This is a genomic window from Thorsellia anophelis DSM 18579, from assembly GCF_900111395.1.
GTDB classification, from domain to species: domain Bacteria; phylum Pseudomonadota; class Gammaproteobacteria; order Enterobacterales; family Thorselliaceae; genus Thorsellia; species Thorsellia anophelis.
Map to the genome: position 1 here is coordinate 19,156 of NZ_FOHV01000012.1, position 19,139 is coordinate 38,294.

Here is a 19,139-nt window from a genome sequence, read left to right on the forward strand (position 1 = left end):
ATAAGCTAAATCCCTAATAATAATTCTTTATCATGGAAACATTTAAATGAAATTTCTTCATACTTCAGACTGGCATCTTGGCCGAACATTATATGGCAAAAAGCGCTACGAAGAATTTGAAGCATTTTTGAATTGGCTTGCCGATAAAATCGACCATGAAAAAGTTGATGTTTTACTGATTGCAGGCGATGTATTTGATACCACTACACCAAGTAATCAAGCTCAGTCACTTTACTACCACTTTTTGTGTAAGATTAGTCAATCAAATTGCAAGCATGTCGTTATCATTGCAGGTAATCACGACTCCCCTACCTTTCTAACCGCCCCAAAACAAATACTTGCCATGTTAAATGTGCATATCGTTGGGATGAAATCAGACAATATTGCAGATGAAGTGATTACACTTTTTGATAATAATATACCACAAGCTATCATCTGTGCGGTTCCTTATCTCAGAGATAAAGATATCAGAACTCTTGAACCTGGCGAATCGATTGATGAAAAAAATAATAAGCTTGTAAAAGGTTTAAGGGATCACTACCACTCTGTTTGTGAGCATGCTGAATCAATCAAGGCGAGCTTTCCTGAACCAATTCAATCGACAATACCTATTATTGGTATGGGTCATTTATTTGCATCGGGTGGTAAAACTGCTGAGGGGGATGGCGTACGAGAGTTATATGTTGGTTCACTTGCCCATGTAGGCGCTGATATATTCCCTTCTGCTTTAGATTATGTTGCATTAGGCCACTTGCATATACCTCAATTAGTTTCACAAATAGAACATATTCGTTATAGCGGTTCACCTATTGCTATGGGATTTGGCGAAGCTGGTCAGCAAAAACACGTTATTATCGTTAATTTTAAAGCTAATAAGTCAAACATAGAGACAATCGAGGTACCTATTTTCCAGCCTTTGGTCAGAATTAAAGGAGATTTGGATATAATTGAAGCAAGATTACATCAACTGGTTGCAGAAAACAGCTCTGCTTGGTTGGAAATAGAATATAGTGGTAAATCAATCATTGCAGATTTACGCGTTCATCTAGATGAACTTATATCAGGTAGCATGCTTGAAATAAGACGTATTAAAAATAGGTTAATTTTCGACAGTATTTTGCAACAAGAGAAAATTGATGAGAGTTTAGAGGATTTAAGCGAATTAGATGTGTTCTACCGCTGTTTAGACGCAAATAATGTTCTAGAGTCAGAACGGGAAGAACTCGTTGCACTCTATCAACATACGCTCAAATCGTTAAATGAATATGATGTTAATCAAGAATGAAAAATTATTTAATTTAGGTATAAAAATCATGGAACCACTTATTAATAATACAAAAGAAAGAATCCTGACTATGGATGATTACATGGATGCGATTACATTGTTTAATAAAGGGCTTAAGCGAACACCTTTATCTCGTATTTTAAAATTAACCTATATCTATCTTTTTATCGTGTTTATTATGATAGGTTCAAGAGTTTTAAAACAATTCCATGACATTTCCTTCGATATTATCAAAGTGCAATTACCTAGTTTTTTATTAAACGTTCTGATAGATGATTTAGTTATTTTTATCGTATTAGGGGTATTTTTTGTATTTTTCTTAAATATATGGCTAAACAGAGTTTTAATCAATACTCGAAAACGCCAATATGCCGAATTTGTAGCCTATCCACTATTATCGGCAAATTGTTGTATTTCTTTTAATGAAAAATTAGTTTTCATACATTCAGTAAATAACTCTTATACCCGGACCACCTTTTGGTCAGAACTCACATTTGTTTTTAAAAATAAAAATATGGCATTACTTGGTATAAGTAAAAGCTACTATTTGATTGTTCCACTTGATTGGTTTGATACAAAAGAGCTAGAAGAACAGTTTATTCATTACAGTAAAGCTGCCAACAACTGGAAAGAAATAACTTAACTAAGTCACCAAATTTGGTAAAAGATAAATTCCACCTTCAAATAAATGTATCAATCTATACTCTAGCTGTTAATTCTCATCACCATTATGAGTCTAGGTTTTATGGCTAAATTGCCAAACAAAAAATACTATATACATAAAGAGGTTATCAACCCCTCTTTATGTTAAAAAAATAAAGATATGAAAATAAGACAACTCAGACTAAAAAATTTAAATTCACTCTTTGGTGAATGGGAAATTGATTTTACCGATACTCAATACCTAGCGAATGGTATTTTTGCCATTACAGGTGCAACAGGGGCAGGTAAATCAACTATATTGGATGCTATTTGTCTTGCGCTGTATGGTGCAACACCAAGATTAGGGAGAATTACCAAAAGTAGTAATGAAATCATGTCTAGGCAAACCGGTGAATGTTACGCTGAAGTAGTATTTGAATCACAAGCTGGTGTTTTTTTATGCCATTTTGAACAAAGACGAGCAAAAAAATTAGCCAGTGGTAACTTACAAGAGCCTGAACATCAAATCGCATACTTAGATGGCACCCTAATTGAGAATAAAAAAAGTCTTGTTCTTGATGTTATAGTAGAAAAAACAGGAATGGATTTTGAAAGATTTACCCGCTCTATGTTATTAGCTCAAGGTGCATTTGATAGCTTTCTAAAAGCCTCATTAGATGATAAGTCTAAAATTTTAGAACAGATTACGGGTATGGAAATTTATAGTGATATATCTAAATTAGTATTTGAACAGCACAAAGTAGCAAAAAACGATTATGAAGCATTAAAACAATCCACCAGTCACCTACAAATATTAAGTGAAGATATTCTAAGTGAGCTTACTGATCGGAAAAAAATCCTCATAAGTAAAGACTCAGAGTTAAATAATGCCATTTATCAAATACAACAACATCTTAATTGGCATAATGATATCGCACAGTCATTGACGCTCATCAATTCATTTAAACAAATTAAAAAACAATTGTTAGATGATAACGAACGGTTCAATCAAAAACGCATACAGCTAGTTGCAGCAAATAGAGCAGAGCAATTAGAGAGATATTGGTCACCAATTGAAGCACTATCATCAACATTAAAAGAAGAAGAGTCATTACACTTAAAATTGCAAGCAGCAATTCCCTCTTTAAATACGCAATTATCAAATGATTTAACCCTTTTTGAAAACGCAAGCTTAAAATTAAAAGAGTTAAATATCTCATATGAGAGTATGATGCCTGCAATCAATCAAACAAAAATTCTTGATAAAGAAATCCTCTTTCAATCTCAATCGCTTAATGAGCTAGAATCTGAACATGTTATTCTTAAAAATAAGCTTAATAACTTATTAGAAGAAATTAAAGAGCAAGAAGTTCAAAAGCAAAAGACAGAGCTTGATTTAAGTCATGCTCATGAATATATGAGCCAATATGGGAAAGTTGATGCAAGGTTAATGACTTCTTTAAGTGGCCTAATTCAAAGAATTCATCAACTAGATAAAGCGCATGCTGAAATGGAAAAACTTGTATTAGCGCTTATTCAATCACAATCAAGACGTGTTTCTCATGATAAAAAGATTGCTGTACAACTTGAGCTACATGCTGGACTTAATAAAAAGATTAAAGTGTTCGAAACCAAGTTGCTCGACCAACAAAATGAATCTAAAGCACTACTTAAAGATAGATCTTTAAATGAATATCGTTTAGAAAAAGAATATTATATTAAAGAACGTGCTTATATTGACCGTATAGCAAGCCTAGAGACACAACGGGGCTTGCTAGAGGATAATACTCCATGTCCATTATGTGGTTCTCTAGAGCATCCTTATTCAATTGAAAAAATACCTGAAGCCAGAGAAATTGATGGGAAAATCATTGCAATAACTGAACTCATCACGCAAATTGAAGCACTTGATCAAGCAAAAAAAATCACTGAAGCTGAACTAGCATTACTCAAGCAAAGTGTTTCTATTGAGGAAGGTAAAATCCATACTCTAAACATTGAGCTCAAACATGAAATAGATAACATGTCGACTTTAAGACTTAAAGAAGAGGAATTGAAATTATTAACTGAACAAGAAATCCACTTACTCAATCTAGAACTTATAGAGTATTCCCTGAAGTATGAGCCCTACAAGAGTCAACATTTAATTGCACAATTAACCCAAAAGCAAGAGCGATATTCAAAACATTCCGAGACATTATCAAAAGGTGCAGCAATACTTCAAGATATTGAAACTAAGATTTTGAAATTAAATACTGTCCAAGATAGTACTCAAGTACACATTACAGGGTTGACCCAAAAAATTGTTCAAAGCCAATCGCAACTCCAGCACTCAAAAAATGAGCGTTCAGCTTTATTAGGTTCAAATGACCCTATTCAATTAGAGGATTCATTTAATCTCAAGCTAAAAAATGCGCAAGCTACTGCTGATTCTCTTACTGATAGACTGAATCAAGCCAAAATAAACCTGGCTAGTAAGCAGCAAGAATTATCCCTTTTAGAACAGCGCATAAACAAAAGCAAAGAACAGCTCGCAACTGATAAATCATCATTTATAGCCCAATGCAATACCCTCCAATTTGCAACAATTGAAGATTTTTTAAATGCAAGATTAACGTCTTCAGAGTTAGAAAGATTAAGTACCCAAGCAAAGGAACTAGATGATGAATTATTAAGAATCACTAGTCAAATTGACTCTGCAACCACTCAACATCAATTGTTGCTTTCAAAATATATTGATATAGAGAGCAAAGAAGTATTGGAACAATTATTAGCACAGAAGGAAGGTGAATTAAATCAACTTAAAATTGATCTCAATTCAATCACATTTCAACTAGAAAAAAATGAACAGACTAAACTCGCATTAAGTGAGCTCACAACAAAAATTATACAGTCTAGACAAATTGCATTAAAACATGAAAAATTGAATAATTTGATTGGTTCATCTGATGGTAAAAAATTTAGAAGCTTTGCACAAGGGCTAACATTTGAAATCATGGTGCGTCACGCAAATAAACAATTACAAAAAATGAGTGACAGATATCTATTACAACGTGATTCATATAATCCTTTGTCTTTAAATATTATCGATAATTATCAAGCCGGTGAAATCCGTTCAATTAAAAATCTTTCTGGTGGTGAGTCATTTATTGTAAGTTTAGCACTCGCGCTTGGATTATCTAAAATGTCGAGCCAAACTATACGCGTTGATTCGTTATTTTTAGATGAAGGCTTTGGTACATTAGATGAAGAAGCTTTAGATACTGCCTTAGATGCCCTGTCCACATTACAGAAAGAAAATAAATTAATTGGGATTATTTCTCACGTGCCAGCATTAAAAAATCGCATATCAACACAAATTACAATTGATGCCCAAAATGGTGGCAGAAGTACTTTAGCAGGCCCTAGTTGCGTTCGATTAAGTTAATTTAAGTGGCCTCTAAAAGTAAACTATGGGAGCTAAAATATGCATTCAATGTCTAGTCCAATAACTTTATCTGTGTTTACTTGAGAATCTTTTTAAATCAGTCCAATTGAATGTCCAATCTGGCGTTACCAACTTATCGGTACGCCCAACTTGATACCAAGGACTCATAGACTGATTAGTTGGATTTTTTACAATATGGATACTTTGTGCAGGCATATAGCTTTGTGCAAGTAATATTGCTGTTTGAGCATCATTTCTGGCAAGATCAACAACAATAACAGCGTGCCCTGGTGAGCCTGGTTGAATAAATACATCACCTATTTCAATATCACTCGCATCTACCTGAATTAATTCATTAGCCAATGATATGGTACCTGCATAAGTAAAGACTAAGTCAAGATATCGACGAAAAGAATCATAAGAGTCATCTTTTTGTGTCGCACCTTTTTTCCACCAAGTTTTATTTCCTTTAATGCCTAATCTTGCGCCATTCTTCCAAGAAAGATAATCAGCATTAAATCCATTGGTTAAATTAAAATGAATTTCATCAAACCGTTTTTCTTCAAATAAATATTCAGCTCGTAATCTTATTACTGCATCTGCACACTGTTGTAAGTCACGTGTTCCAACATCAATATCAATTACGGCAGCATGTGCTGAATTAGGTTTTATTTTTCCATTAAAAAATAAAACTTCTGCTTCATTAGATTTCAGGCTCATTGTTTGCAAATAATGACCAAAGGAACTATCATCTTCATTAACACGCTCAAATCCAACAGGAGGGCTGATCCTAGTTGCTATTGTATCTGAGAAACCATAAGGGATAATAATCAAGTAAAAAACCAAACACATTACCAACCGCTGATATGTAACAGGTAGTAAAGATTTATATAGAGCCATTTATCACACCTAGAGCAATGATAATTAATATTTATGAGTAACAGTGATACTGAAGATAATTAAAATATGTCTTTAACTCATCACTATACTACTATTTTGGTTTAATACAGCACAACATATAATTAACATCAACATTATCACCAAGGTAAAAACTATCTTTAAGAGGATTATAGTGAAGGCCTATCATATTTTTAGCATATAAAGGAGTCGCATCAATATAGCTCATCAACTCTGAGGGTTTAATGCATTTTTTAATATCATGGGTACCCTTCGGAACCCACTGCAATATATATTCTGCAGCTATAATAGCGCCTAAAAATGCTTTTATAGTACGGTTGATTGTTGAAAAATAAACTAATCCACCAGGTTTTACCATTTTTGCACATGCCTGAACCACTGAAGCAGGATTAGGAACATGTTCAAGCATTTCCATACACGTTACGATATCAAATTTTTCAAAGTTTTCTTCTGCAAATGACTCTGCAGTAATTTGCTGATAATCAATCTCCAACTGGCTTTCTAGTGCATGTAATCTTGCAACCTCTAATGGCTCTAAGCCCATATCAATACCAGTAACAAAAGCGCCCTGCCTAGCCATGCTTTCTGCTAAAATTCCCCCTCCACACCCTACATCCACAATGCGTTTCTCAAATAAACCATTCGCATGCTCAGCAATATAGCCTAATCTAAGAGGATTAATTCTATGAAGAGGTTTAAACTCCCCATTTACATCCCACCATCTTGATGCAATGGATGCAAATTTTTCAATCTCCTTTGGATCGACATTCATTTTATTATGTGTAGGTGTCATACAGTCTCCTTTAGAGATTCAGCCGAAACAGTGGTACCATGTGTATCACTTACAAGATTATCAGTATTGTTTTCATTACTTTTTTTCACAAACCATACATTATCTATTTGATATTTAATCGCAAGTAAAAGGGATAACCCTAAAAAAGCACCAGGTGGGAGTATTGCAAGTAAAAAAGGCGTATCTAGATTGAAAACAATTACCTCTAAATTGCTTGCAAAGGATCCTAGTAGTAAGTCAGCACCTTGAAAAAGTGTCCCTGACCCTAGTATTTCTCTTAAAGATCCTAATAAAAACAAAGCAAAGGTACTTCCTAACCCCATAGCTAACCCATCAAAAACAGAGTATACAATACTATTTTTCGATGCAAATGCTTCTGCTCGCCCAATAATAATACAATTTGTGACGATTAAAGGGATAAAAATACCTAGAGTATGGTAGAGGGTAAACATATAAGCATTCATGAGTAATTGCACGCAACTAACAACAGAAGCAATAATCATGACATAAATTGGAATCCTAATTTCATTTGGGATGAAATTTCTCATCAATGATATGCTAAAATTTGTTAACACTAGTACCAAGGTTGTCGCTAAGCCAAGGCCTAAGGCATTTGTTGCCGTATTTGACACAGCTAATAAAGGACATAATCCAAGTAATTGGACTAAAGATGAGTTATTTTTCCATAAGCCCTGTGACCATATCGATATAATAGAAGTTAATGATGACATCTGTCTCTCCTTAATTATGCGGCTAATAGCCACAAGTTGGCAAATTGGATAAATCAGAGGGTAAAGATTGTATAACTAGCGTAGCCCGTTTCACTGCGTTAACTACCGCTCGCGGGGTTATCGTTGCCCCTGCAAATTGATCAAATTGACCTCCATCCGCTTTTACAGCCCAACTAGGATCGTCACTACCTTTAACCTGTAGCCCTGTGAATTTTGTGATCCAATTTGAGATCCTAAGCTCAATTTTATCTCCTAGCCCCGGCGTTTCTCTGTGTTCTAATGTTCTCACTCCCAACACAGTACCATCAATTTTAGCCGCAACTAATAAGCGGATTGCACCAGAATAACCATCAGGAGCGGTTGCTTCAATTACGGCAGCAATACGCTTACCATCTTGTATAACACTATAAACAGGTTTAGCCATTTTACCTAATCTATCATCAGTATACTGCACACAAGTAGAAAGTAATCGTGGTGATTGCATTTCTTTTGGCAATACCTCAGATAAAAGAGATAACCGTTCCTGATGCGTCTGTGCCAAGATTGTGTCTTTTGTTAGTTGATAGACAATAGCTGTTGCCGCAGTAGTTAAAGCAGCAAAGATTGCTAAAGTAATCGCATGCTTCCTAATCAATTCAAACATATATCAGCTCTATTTATATCGATAATTTTCAAATTAGACGTCTATTTTTGCAATTTTCTAATGCCCATATACTCTTGGTTTTGTAACATAATCAATCAAGGGTACACATAGGTTTGCAAACAATACTGAAAATGCAATTGCATCGGGATAATTTCCAAATGTACGAATCAACCAAACTAATAATGCTATGATTAACGCGTAAATTATCTGACCTTTAGGTGTAGTAGATGCAGACACAGGATCTGTCAGGATAAAAAAAGCACCTAACATTGTTGCACCTGAAAATAGGTGAAATAAAACAGGTGGCATGCTATCTGGTGCAAATGAAGACGCCGCAAAACTTATTATTATCAGTCCAAATATAAAATAAAATGGCAATTGCCAACGAATTACCCTTAGCATGATTAGAAATATTCCACCAGCTAAAAAAGCTAAATTCACTTGCTGCCAGCCCTCACCTGCAAAAGTTTTGATTTCTAATAAGTTTAAGATATCAATTGTCATCATGCCGGCTTTAAATGATTCTTTAAATTTATCTAATGGGGTCGCTTGCGTAATCCCATCCATAGAAAAGCTTGACAAATCAATGATATTGAAAATAACTCTAGCACTATCCACTAAACTTAGTTGAACAGTTGTAAAAACATTTGGGTTAATCCATTGTGTCATCTGGACTGGAAATGAGATTAATAAGACAACATAACCTACCATAGCAGGATTAAAAATATTATGCCCTAGTCCACCATATAATTGTTTGGTAACTACAATGGCAAAGAAAACACCGATTGTAATAACCCACCATGGAGCATAGGTTGGTATGCTAATTGCTAGTAAGACTGCTGTTACAATAGCAGAGCCATCTAATAATGGGGTTAAACTTTTTTTTCTAAAAAACAAAAATATCCCTTCAAATAATACAGCTAGAGAAATAGCAAAAATAATTTGAATGATATTTCCTAAACCAAAATAATGAGATTGAATCGCAATACCTGGTATCAATGCAATTAAAACCCAAATCATAATTTGGGGACTTGACCATTTACCGGTTTTATCGTTTGGCTTAAGCAGCCGAGTGAAAAAATATAATCCCATTTTGCACAACCACCTTGTGACACTGTCACATATTAATTTATCTTTTTTATTATTTTTAACTTAATTTGCATCTGTTGATTTCGATTTTCTTGCCTTTGCTCTAGCTAAAGCTGCCTCTATTGCAAGTTCTTTAGCAGTTTTAATGTCACTATTTGCCTTATCATCAATATTTTGTGTATTAATATGTTCACTTTGTTTTAATTCATCTCTTTCAGATAATTGATTATTGACTATTTCGGCATTAATTGTTCTTTTAGCTTTAGCCCGTTCAATTGCTTCTTGAACTTTTGCCTTGCGTGGATCAATTTCAACTTTGGACGGTACTTCAGTTTCAAAGTCTCCACCTAGATTTGAACTATTTCTTGTAGCAGAATCATCCAAAATTGATGAATTCAGTGGAGCATTATCTATAGCGGCTTTATGAGTTCGCTTAGCCTTTGCCCTTTCTAAAGCAGCAGCGACTGCAAGCTTTCTTGGGTCTACAATTTCCATTTTTTCGGGCAACATTTTTCCTTCATCAAGTGTTGCAATGTTTCCTTGTAGAGGATCCTCAGACCTAGGCGTTATGTCTTTATTATTTAGCTGTGTTTTTTTTGCTCTAGCCCTTTCGATTGCAGCTTGCACTTTATTTTGACGTTCATCAACCTGGCTTGCCTGAATGTTATTGTCAATTTCACCGCCTATAGAAGGAGCTTCATTCAGAGTTCCAATTTGTTTTTCTACTGTCTTCTTCGCTTTAACTCTCGCTATTGCTGCCTCTATTGCAGATTTATCTTTTTCATTAATCTCAGTACTAATTTGCTTATGACGTGCCTCTCTAGCTATTTTTTCAGCTTCTAACCTAGCAAGCTTAGTTTCATAGCGCGCTTTAGCTTCTGCAGCTAATTTTTCCTCTGCATCCGTTTTTCTTATCAACTGCTTTTCAATTTTGTAGTAATGAACAAGAGGAATATGGCTTGGGCAAACATATTCACAAGCACCACATTCAATACAATCAAATAAATTATATTCTTTTGATTTATCATGCTCACGTCCTTGCGCATACCAAAATAATTGCTGAGGTAATAATTGAGCAGGACAAACAGCTGCACATTCACCGCATCGAATACAGGGTTGTTCTTTTTTCACCTCACCTATTTCAAGAGAACTACGTGCTAAAAGGCAATTAGTCGTTTTAACAACGCTACTAAGTAAATTGATTGGATAGCCCATCATAGGCCCGCCCATAATTATCGGTAACTGCTCATGTTTATCAAAATCATAATAGACCTGTTTCAATAAAGATTTAATAGGCGTACCTATACGAACCCAATAATTAGCAGGCTCTATAAAATTCTGGCCAGCTAACGTCACAACCCTCTCAATTAAAGGCTCTCTATCAACAATCGCCCTTTTGATTGCAAAAAGCGTTCCTACATTCAGCATTGATATGCCTATATCGCTTGCATGCTTACCTGAAGGTATTTCTTTACCTGTTAATAAAGTAACAAGCTGTTTTGCGCCTCCTGATGGATATTTTGTAGGTATTACGATTACTTTTGTTGCTAATCGGATAAGATCTATACGTGTATTTTCAAGTGCACTCTCAAGTGAGCTGATCGCCTCTGGTTTATTATCCTCTATACCAATTAAGATTAATTTTGGATGCAAGATCTTCCTCACGATATCAAGACCGCGTATGAGTTCTTCCGAGTGTTCACGCATCAATCTATCATCGGCACTGATAAAAGGTTCGCACTCAGCTGCATTGATAATTAAAGTATCTATCTCAATGCCATCTTGTTGATGATTTAATTTAATAGCTGTAGGAAACCCTGCCCCACCTAATCCAACTATGCCCTTTAGATGGATCTGCTCTACAATTTCTTCTGGCTTTGCAGTCAAATAATTAAATTCATCATAAGCGTATGGTTTGTCTTGTTTATCACTTTCAAGTAGGATTGCTAAGGTTTCCTCACTAAAATAAGTTGCACTAGGTTGTTTAACTATACCTTTGATGATTCCTGAAGTCGGTGCATGGATTGGAACTTGATTACCTAAACCAACCGTTAAAGGTTCACCTTTAAGCACATGCTGTCCTGCTTGAACGATGATTTCAGATTCATTACCTATGTGCTGGCTTAAAGGAATGCTATAGAAGTCAACTAATGGCAATCTTTTAATCTCATGTAAATTTGCAGGCGATTTATTCTCTGGAGGATGTACTCCACCATGAAAATCTGCAATCATTTTGCCTGATTTTTGTTTACGATTGATTTTATATTCGTTGAGTGTCTTAAATAAAAACATTATTGACAACCCTCATTAGTATTTTGAGAATTGTTATTGACTTGATTGTTCGTATCATCATCCGTTAAAGGCTTTGTGATGATTTCATCAATAGAAATTGCCGCTAGACTTTTAAATTTAAGCGCACGCAATTCTTCTTTTGTTATCATGGTAATACAATTGGTAGGGCATGGAGCTACGCACAGGTCGCATCCTGTGCAGGCATCCGTAATGACAGTGTGCATTGCGCGAGTTGCTCCTACGATAGCATCAACAGGGCAAACTTGTATGCATTTAACGCAGCCTATACAATTATCTTCATCAATATAAGCAACCTTTTTAACTGGTTCAGCTACTGCACCTTCTCCTATCGGTTGCGGGTCTACCCCTAATAATTCCGCTATTTTTAACATAACTTGCTCGCCACCTGGGGCACATTTATTGATTGCCTCGCCTTGCTCACCAACCGCTTGTGCATAGGGTTTACAACCAGGATAGCCACATTGAGCGCATTGACTTTGTGGAAGCAGTGCATCAATTTTATCAACGATAGGATCACCAGTAACAAAAAAACGTTTCGCGGCATATCCTAAAATAGCACCACAAACTAACGCTAAAAAGGATAATGCAATAATTGCGATTGCTAAATTTTCGACAAAAAAAGTGAAGAGCACATTCAGCTGTATATTCATTAAAATTTGACCAAACCTGTAAAACCCATAAATGCAAGTGACATCAAGCCAGCTGTAACTAGAGCTATAGATGAACCTTTAAAGGCGGCAGGCACATCTGATATTGCTATACGCTCTCTAATTGCAGCAAATAAAATCATAACTAAAGAGAAACCAACAGCAGCAGAAAAACCAAACACTGCAGACTCTAAAAATGTATGCATCTGTGTAATATTGAGCAAAGCCACACCCAAAACTGCACAATTAGTTGTGATTAATGGCAAAAATATCCCTAATACCCGATACAATACTGGACTTGTTTTTTTAACCATCATTTCAGTAAACTGAACAATAACAGCAATAATTAATATAAACGCAAAAGTCCTAAGATAGGCTAAGTCAAATGGAATTAAAATATAGTATTCAAGAGCCCAAGAACTAATCGATGCCATCGTTAAAACAAATGTCGTTGCAAACCCCATACCAACTGCACTAGAAAACTTTTTAGATACTCCCATGAAAGGACAGAGTCCTAAAAATTTAATCAATACAAAGTTGTTAACTAAGACTGTTGAGATAAATAGTAGTAGGTAATGAGTCATTTTTGATTACTCGATTGGCTGTTCGTTGTATCAAGTTAGGATTTATAAACTATCAACATAATGTTTATAATAATTTAACTTTGAATATAATCGAAATAAAAAAGGATTAGCGCTGTTATCCATTGCTAATCCTCTTCTTCAGTTTAAAAATAATTAAATTGGATTAGCATCCCTAAGCGCTGCTGCTTTATCAGCTTGCTCATTTAAATTAAGCTGTCTATATGCGTTTTCAAGTAAAGCAAGTGCTTTACGTGTTGATTCGGTATCAGGATAATCTTTCAACATTTGTTCAACTCTATTTACTACAGCAACATACGCACCACGTTTATGATAATATTCTACTACTGATAACTGATGGCGAGCTACTCTTTCTTTAAGAGCAACCATGCGTTTATAGCTATCTGCAGCAAATTCACTTTCAGGGAACTCATAGACTAAGCGATTAAAATCAGCAAATGCTGCTTTTGCATGTTTTGGGTCTCTATCTGATCTATCAACCCATAACCAACGCTGAAGAGTATTATCATCAAGAGCCATGTTTGTTAGTCCCTTGAGGTAAAGGACATAATCTAATTTTGGATGCGTCGGATTTAATCTTTCAAATCGCTCTATAGCAGCTTGTGCTAAAGGATATTCCCCAGACTTATAGTAAGCATAAATTAGATCAATCTGCGTTTGTTGAGAATACTCACCAAATGGATAACGTGTATCTAGCGCTTCTAATTGCTTAATTGCCTCTCGGTAATCTCCCGCTTTAAGTGCTACTTGTGCTTCAGCATAAAGTTCTGATGCAGGCACGTCGGCAACTTCCTCTTTTTTACTTGAACAACCAATCAAAGCTGTACTAACAGCACCAATAATTAAAACAGTACTTATTTTTTTCAAAAAAGTTTTTTTGATCATATCTGGCTCGTTTATTGTGTCCATAAGATAAAGATAACTCATTTTAGTGTCATCAAAATAAATGTAAGAGATTTTTATCTTGGCAAAAATGTTAATCAATACTTATGCTATCGCAATAAGTATAATATACTTGTTTAATATCATTTTCTCTTTCAGTTTAGCATAATTATAAAGCTATTTACAAAAATCATTTTAATCTGATTTAACGTCCCCTCACTCACTATGCTTTTAAGTATTATAAACAGCAAGTTAAGCCCAATCATCCCATAAGCAGAAATCTATTTTCAAGAGCGTAACCTAATTAATTTTAATCTGCAATTAATTAGATTTAGTTGTGGTAAATGAAATCAACAATTGATATATAAGTTGATATATTTTATAGAAAAGATTGATTTATGATGGGATGATATTTATTTCATTTATAAATAATCCATATGGGTTAATGCAACCACTAGCACTAGCATTAACCCAATCTGTGAATTATTCAATAATTTTTGTCGCTCTTGAAAGTAAGTCATCGGAAAGCACAATACCTTGCTCCTGTGCTGCTTTTTTGTTAACAATTAATTCTAATTGGTCAGTACCTTGCACTGCTAGTTCCCCTACTTTCTCTCCGCGAAGGATACGAGCTACCATTTTGCCCGATTGTTTTCCATGCTCGTAATAATTTATACCTAATGAAGCAATGGCACCTCTAGTTACACTATCGGCATCTGCTGCAATTAAGGGTAAATCCATTTGATTACCTATTTTCACTAATGATTCATAGGCTGAAACAACATTATTGTCTGTACTAGTATAAATGACATCAACCTTTCCCACCAAACTTTGTGCTGCAGGCCCAACATCCACACTTCTTGGCGCTGCTACATCGATTAGTGTCATTCCATAATTCGGAAGTAGCTCTCTCATCTTATTGACTACTCCAGCAGAGTTTGCTTCACCAGGATTAAAGACAATACCAACAGTTTTTGCTTCTGGAACAATTTTTTGAATTAATTCTATCTGTTTGTTTATATCTAACTCGTCAGTTACACCAGTAATATTAGTCCCATTAGCATCAAGTGATTTGACTAATTGAGCAGCAACTGGGTCAGTAATTCCTGAAAAAACAATAGGAATATCTTTAGTTACTGATGCTACAGCTTGTGCTGACGGAGTGGCAATAGGCACGATTACATTTGGATTATTCCCTACAAAGTTACGAGCAATTTGTGCTGCTGTGCCTACATTTCCCTGTGCGGATTGATAGTCCCATTTCAAATTTTTACCTTCCTCAAAGCCTTCTAAAGCTAGTTGATCTTTCACACCATCACGGATGCTATTGAGCGCAGGATGATCTACAATTGCTGTTACAGAAACAGAATAAGTCTCAGCCTGAGCTATTGATGAAAATAAAGCCCCAGTGCTTAAAATAGTTAATACCGTAACGTTCAATAATTTTGCCGTAAGTTTAGTCATAAATGCCTCTATCAAGTTAACAGATGAAAATCTAATCCTTGTTAATCCGTATCTAATTTACTTAGATTGTATGTACTAGTGAGCTAGTTTTCAAGTTTTATTTTATTGAATTTGACTTTAACCAATAATAACAATCAAATAGCAGTGAATAAACTTTCATCCCATAACAAAACATATCTATAATTTGAGAATTAAAATTGATATACCCCCTATCTTGACATAGAGGGTTTATTTAAAAGTAATTGCTTTAAAAGCGATTTCAAAAGCAAAAATATTGGTAAACATGGAAGGTAAAATGAGACAAAAAATCAACTAGTCGAGATCAATATAATTTTTAACCTAGAAATATACTCCTCTTGCCTAATTTATGGCAAGAGGAGAAAAAGATAATACAACTCACTCATACATTATTCTAAAACTTGTGCTGCCTCAGCAATCAGTGCATCGGATAATTCAACACCTTGGGCCTTTGCTGCGGTTTTATTGAGAAAAAGTTCTACTTTTTCGCTTGTTTGTGGCGCTATATCCCCTGCTTTTTCACCATTTATTATCCTTACTGCTATCTTGCCTGCTTGATGGCCTAGATCGAAATAATTTACACCTAATGCGGCGATTGCTCCACGTTTCACACTATCTGTGTCAGCAGCTACTAAAGGAATTTTTGCTTCATTCCCTACTTTAACTAAAGACTCATAAGCAGACACTACATTGTTATCAGTGTTAGTGTAAATAACATCGACTTTACCAACTAAGCTTTGAGCTGCTGAAGTAACATCAATAGTTCTTGGCGCGGCAGCTTCAACTAAGCTCATACCATGTTTAGGTAATATATCTTGAAGTTGTTTCACAACAATCGCAGAGTTAGCTTCACTTGGGTTATAGACAATTCCAATGTTTTTTGCATTTGGTACAACTTTTTTAATTAACTCAACTTGTTTTTCTAGTTCCAAGGCATCAGAAACACCAGTTATATTTGTACCTGATGGTTCCCAAGAAGGCACTAACTGTGCTTCAACAGGATCTGTCACAGCAAGAAAAATCAGCGGAACCTCTTTTGTTGCTGCTGCTACTGCCTGTGCTGAGGGTGTGCCTATTGCAACTATTGCATTAGGTTCATTACCGATAAAGTTACGAGCTATTTGAGTAGCAGTCGAAGTATTGTTTTGAGCAGATTGGAACTCCCAAGTTAAATTTTTCTCGGGATCAAATCCTGCTTCTAATAATGCAGCTTTAACACCGTCACGAGCATTATCGAGTGCTGGATGTTCAACAATTGATACAACAGAAACAGCGCTATCCGCCAATGCAGAAAATGTTACAGAGCTTAATGCTAAAGCTATACCTGAAAACAACGTTTTTAAACCTAGGACTTTCAATTTATTCATAACACACCTCTAAATAAAATTAAGATAAAATTATCGCTGCAACAATCTAAGAAATACTGAGTAAATAGCTACGATGAATACTGTATAGATGTTGAAAGATTAAAAAGATAGCGTCACTTTGATTAAACATTTAAACAAAAGTTGACACCAACAAAAGAATTTATGCCATTAAAAACCAATTGCGGTATATAATGTTCGAGACTCTAACAAATTTTAGACTTACTTAACACTTTCACAAGAACTAATAAAGACTATTTATGAATAACGCCCAAAATGTAAACAAAATGATACACAATAGTGTGCAAATGATCGAAATTGACAGCGACCAAGCAGGACAAAGACTCGATAATTTTCTACTTGCCAAGTTAAAAGGCGTACCTAAAAGTTTAGTCTACAGGATCATCAGAAAGGGTGAAGTACGTGTAAATAAAGGTAGGACTAAGCCCGAATACAAAATAATGGAACATGATACCATCCGAATTCCACCGATTCATATGGAAGAAAAATCAACATCTTCAATATCTCAAAATTTAAATAAAGTATCTGAACTTGAAAATCAGATCCTGTTTGAAGATGAACATATTATCATTTTAAATAAACCTTCTGGTCTTGCAGTTCATGGCGGTAGTGGATTGCAATTTGGCGCTATTGAAGCGCTTCGTTCACTAAGACCAACAGCAAAGTTTTTAGAGTTAGTGCATCGCCTCGATAGAGATACTTCTGGTATTTTATTAATTGCCAAAAAACGTTCAGCTTTACGTCATTTACATGAACAGCTGAGAAATAAACAAATGCAAAAGCATTATCTTGCTTTAGTTCGTGGTATTTGGCCATCACACGTAAAAGTGATTGAAGCACCGCTACTTAAAAATATTCTGCAAAGTGGAGAAAGAGTTGTTAAAGTAAGTTCTGATGGAAAACCGTCAGAAACTCGATTCAAAGTAGAAGAGCGCTTTGGATTTGCAACACTGGTGAGGGCAACACCTGTGACAGGTCGTACCCACCAAATTAGAGTCCATACTCTCCATGCTGGGCACCCAATTGCATTAGATCCTAGATATGGTGATTTAGCATTTGATGAGAAAATGCAAGCTTATGGTTTGAAGCGTTTGTTCCTCCATGCTTATCAACTTAAATTTATCCACCCTGCTACTCTCGAGACCATTCAATTTGATGCGCCTTTAGACTGCACATTAAAAACAGTACTAAGTAAACTAAGAGAGAGCTAATTTTTCCCATTTCTTTTTTATACAAATTATTAGTTTAATTTCAATAAATTAAACTAATAATTTTAACTACCAAAATTGTGTAACTTGCAATAAATGACTTTTATTTAAATTTTCTTACACTTTTCACCTTGTATCTTTACAACAAAATACAGATAATGAATAGGTCTTTTATTTACTTATTTAGCATTAATAAAATGAGTAACAAAAAGACATAGCCCGATACTTGATGTATCTGCGAGAGAACAAAGCCATTAAAATAACTGGCTTTGAGTTAAAAGGATTTAACATAACTTTCATGGAGGCTTTTTAATCTGCAACGAAGAGAAGCAAGACCGCAGATAAATCGCATAAATATGTATACCCACATTAGAAGTTTACACTTCATCCCTTTGGATATTATAGTTACCAAATGTTATATTCATTTAAATATAATCAGAGGTTATCTAGCTTTTAAAAAGCATAAAAATATTCTATCTATATTTTCAAGTGAACATCATTGGCGTAATGCACTTTAGTGCTTTTAGCATTTATTGATCCACACAAATTAAAATCTAAACTATTTAAATAGGCTTTATATTCACCTATTTAATTATAGTTTTTAATAATTAAAATATTTATAAATATAATTATGAAGCTACGCTTCTATTTGGAGTAAAAAATGATTTATTGGTTATTTTTATTTTTAGCCATTGTATTTGAAGTAATCGGTACCCTTTCAATGAAATGGGCTAGTGTATCAACTGGATATGCCGGTTATGTTATTATGCTTGTTATGATTGCAATTTCATATATTTTCTTATCTTTTTCAGTTAAAAAAATTGACCTAGGCGTTGCATATGCGCTTTGGGAAGGAATAGGACTACTATTAATCACAACTTTCAGCGTGATTTATTTTGATGAATCTTTAACATTAATAAAAGTAATTGGATTAACAACATTAGTTGCCGGCATTGCATTAATAAAATCAGGCACAGCCAAAGCAAAAAATGAGAACAATTAAAATTATATTTTCCTAATTTAGGATATGTATAAATAATTATAACTAAGAATTATAACTAAATAAAAATTTAAAATATTATTAAGGAGTCA

Annotated in this window: 15 protein-coding genes and 1 pseudogene; 5 read left to right on the plus strand and 11 right to left on the minus strand. The window is 34.6% G+C overall.

The window, feature by feature from the left end; translation table 11 throughout:
* The first annotated feature begins 46 nt into the window (after nucleotides 1–46).
* From BMW37_RS08590 to BMW37_RS08600, 3 genes are all read left to right on the plus strand, one after another.
* Nucleotides 47–1,285, plus strand: a complete 1,239-nt coding sequence (locus BMW37_RS08590) for an exonuclease SbcCD subunit D C-terminal domain-containing protein (RefSeq protein WP_093319738.1) — start codon at nucleotides 47–49, stop codon at nucleotides 1,283–1,285.
* A 28-nt stretch (nucleotides 1,286–1,313) separates the two neighbouring features.
* Nucleotides 1,314–1,928 (plus strand): YcxB family protein, encoded by a 615-nt coding sequence (locus BMW37_RS08595; protein ID WP_143047622.1) that lies wholly within the window; start codon nucleotides 1,314–1,316, stop codon nucleotides 1,926–1,928.
* 180 nt (nucleotides 1,929–2,108) lie between these two features.
* Nucleotides 2,109–5,354, plus strand: coding sequence for an AAA family ATPase (locus BMW37_RS08600; protein ID WP_093319743.1), 3,246 nt, complete (start codon nucleotides 2,109–2,111; stop codon nucleotides 5,352–5,354).
* 66 nt (nucleotides 5,355–5,420) lie between these two features.
* On the opposite strand, the gene BMW37_RS08605 is transcribed toward BMW37_RS08600, so the two are convergent.
* The 11 genes and pseudogenes from BMW37_RS08605 to BMW37_RS08655 all read right to left on the minus strand — a co-directional run bounded on the left by BMW37_RS08605 (nucleotide 5,421) and on the right by BMW37_RS08655 (nucleotide 16,821).
* Nucleotides 5,421–6,254, minus strand: a complete 834-nt coding sequence (locus BMW37_RS08605) for a DUF4846 domain-containing protein (RefSeq protein ID WP_093319745.1) — start codon at nucleotides 6,252–6,254, stop codon at nucleotides 5,421–5,423.
* Nucleotides 6,255–6,345: 91 nt separating this feature from the next.
* A complete protein-coding gene (gene ubiG / locus BMW37_RS08610) occupies nucleotides 6,346–7,065 on the minus strand; it encodes a bifunctional 2-polyprenyl-6-hydroxyphenol methylase/3-demethylubiquinol 3-O-methyltransferase UbiG (RefSeq protein ID WP_093319748.1) in 720 nt (239 codons plus the stop codon).
* The gene (locus BMW37_RS08615) at nucleotides 7,062–7,796 is read right to left on the minus strand and encodes an electron transport complex subunit E (RefSeq protein ID WP_093319750.1); all 735 of its coding nucleotides are present in this window, start codon (nucleotides 7,794–7,796) and stop codon (nucleotides 7,062–7,064) included. Before BMW37_RS08615 ends, ubiG begins: the two co-directional genes overlap by 4 nt.
* Nucleotides 7,797–7,818: 22 nt before the next feature.
* Nucleotides 7,819–8,439 (minus strand): electron transport complex subunit RsxG, encoded by a 621-nt coding sequence (gene rsxG / locus BMW37_RS08620; protein ID WP_093319753.1) that lies wholly within the window; start codon nucleotides 8,437–8,439, stop codon nucleotides 7,819–7,821.
* 57 nt (nucleotides 8,440–8,496) lie between these two features.
* On the minus strand, nucleotides 8,497–9,531 hold the full coding sequence (gene rsxD, locus BMW37_RS08625; protein ID WP_218139495.1) for an electron transport complex subunit RsxD: 1,035 nt from the start codon (nucleotides 9,529–9,531) through the stop codon (nucleotides 8,497–8,499).
* 60 nt (nucleotides 9,532–9,591) lie between these two features.
* Nucleotides 9,592–11,820, minus strand: a complete 2,229-nt coding sequence (gene rsxC, locus BMW37_RS08630) for an electron transport complex subunit RsxC (protein WP_245711048.1) — start codon at nucleotides 11,818–11,820, stop codon at nucleotides 9,592–9,594.
* 146 nt (nucleotides 11,821–11,966) lie between these two features.
* Nucleotides 11,967–12,491, minus strand: a pseudogene (gene rsxB / locus BMW37_RS08635) (electron transport complex subunit RsxB); the annotation flags it as partial.
* Nucleotides 12,491–13,072 carry an electron transport complex subunit RsxA gene (rsxA, locus tag BMW37_RS08640; protein ID WP_093319759.1) on the minus strand — a complete coding sequence of 194 codons (582 nt, stop codon included), beginning with the start codon at nucleotides 13,070–13,072 and terminating at the stop codon, nucleotides 12,491–12,493. The pseudogene rsxB and the gene rsxA, both read right to left, overlap by 1 nt.
* 153 nt (nucleotides 13,073–13,225) lie before the next feature.
* On the minus strand, nucleotides 13,226–13,957 hold the full coding sequence (gene bamD / locus BMW37_RS08645) for an outer membrane protein assembly factor BamD (protein WP_425441777.1): 732 nt from the start codon (nucleotides 13,955–13,957) through the stop codon (nucleotides 13,226–13,228).
* A 498-nt stretch (nucleotides 13,958–14,455) separates the two neighbouring features.
* Complete coding sequence (locus tag BMW37_RS08650; RefSeq protein WP_093319761.1) at nucleotides 14,456–15,436, minus strand: ABC transporter substrate-binding protein; 981 nt, start codon at nucleotides 15,434–15,436, stop codon at nucleotides 14,456–14,458.
* Nucleotides 15,437–15,843: 407 nt separating this feature from the next.
* Entirely contained in the window at nucleotides 15,844–16,821 is a 978-nt protein-coding gene (locus BMW37_RS08655; protein WP_093319763.1) for an ABC transporter substrate-binding protein, read from the minus strand.
* Between the two features lie 257 nt (nucleotides 16,822–17,078).
* On the opposite strand from BMW37_RS08655, the gene rluC reads away from it, so the two are divergent.
* Nucleotides 17,079–18,050: a 23S rRNA pseudouridine(955/2504/2580) synthase RluC gene (gene rluC / locus BMW37_RS08660; protein WP_093319766.1), complete on the plus strand. Its 972-nt coding sequence runs from the start codon at nucleotides 17,079–17,081 to the stop codon at nucleotides 18,048–18,050.
* Between the two features lie 658 nt (nucleotides 18,051–18,708).
* A complete protein-coding gene (gene mdtJ, locus BMW37_RS08665; protein WP_093319770.1) occupies nucleotides 18,709–19,050 on the plus strand; it encodes a multidrug/spermidine efflux SMR transporter subunit MdtJ in 342 nt (113 codons plus the stop codon).
* Nucleotides 19,051–19,139 lie beyond the last annotated feature (89 nt).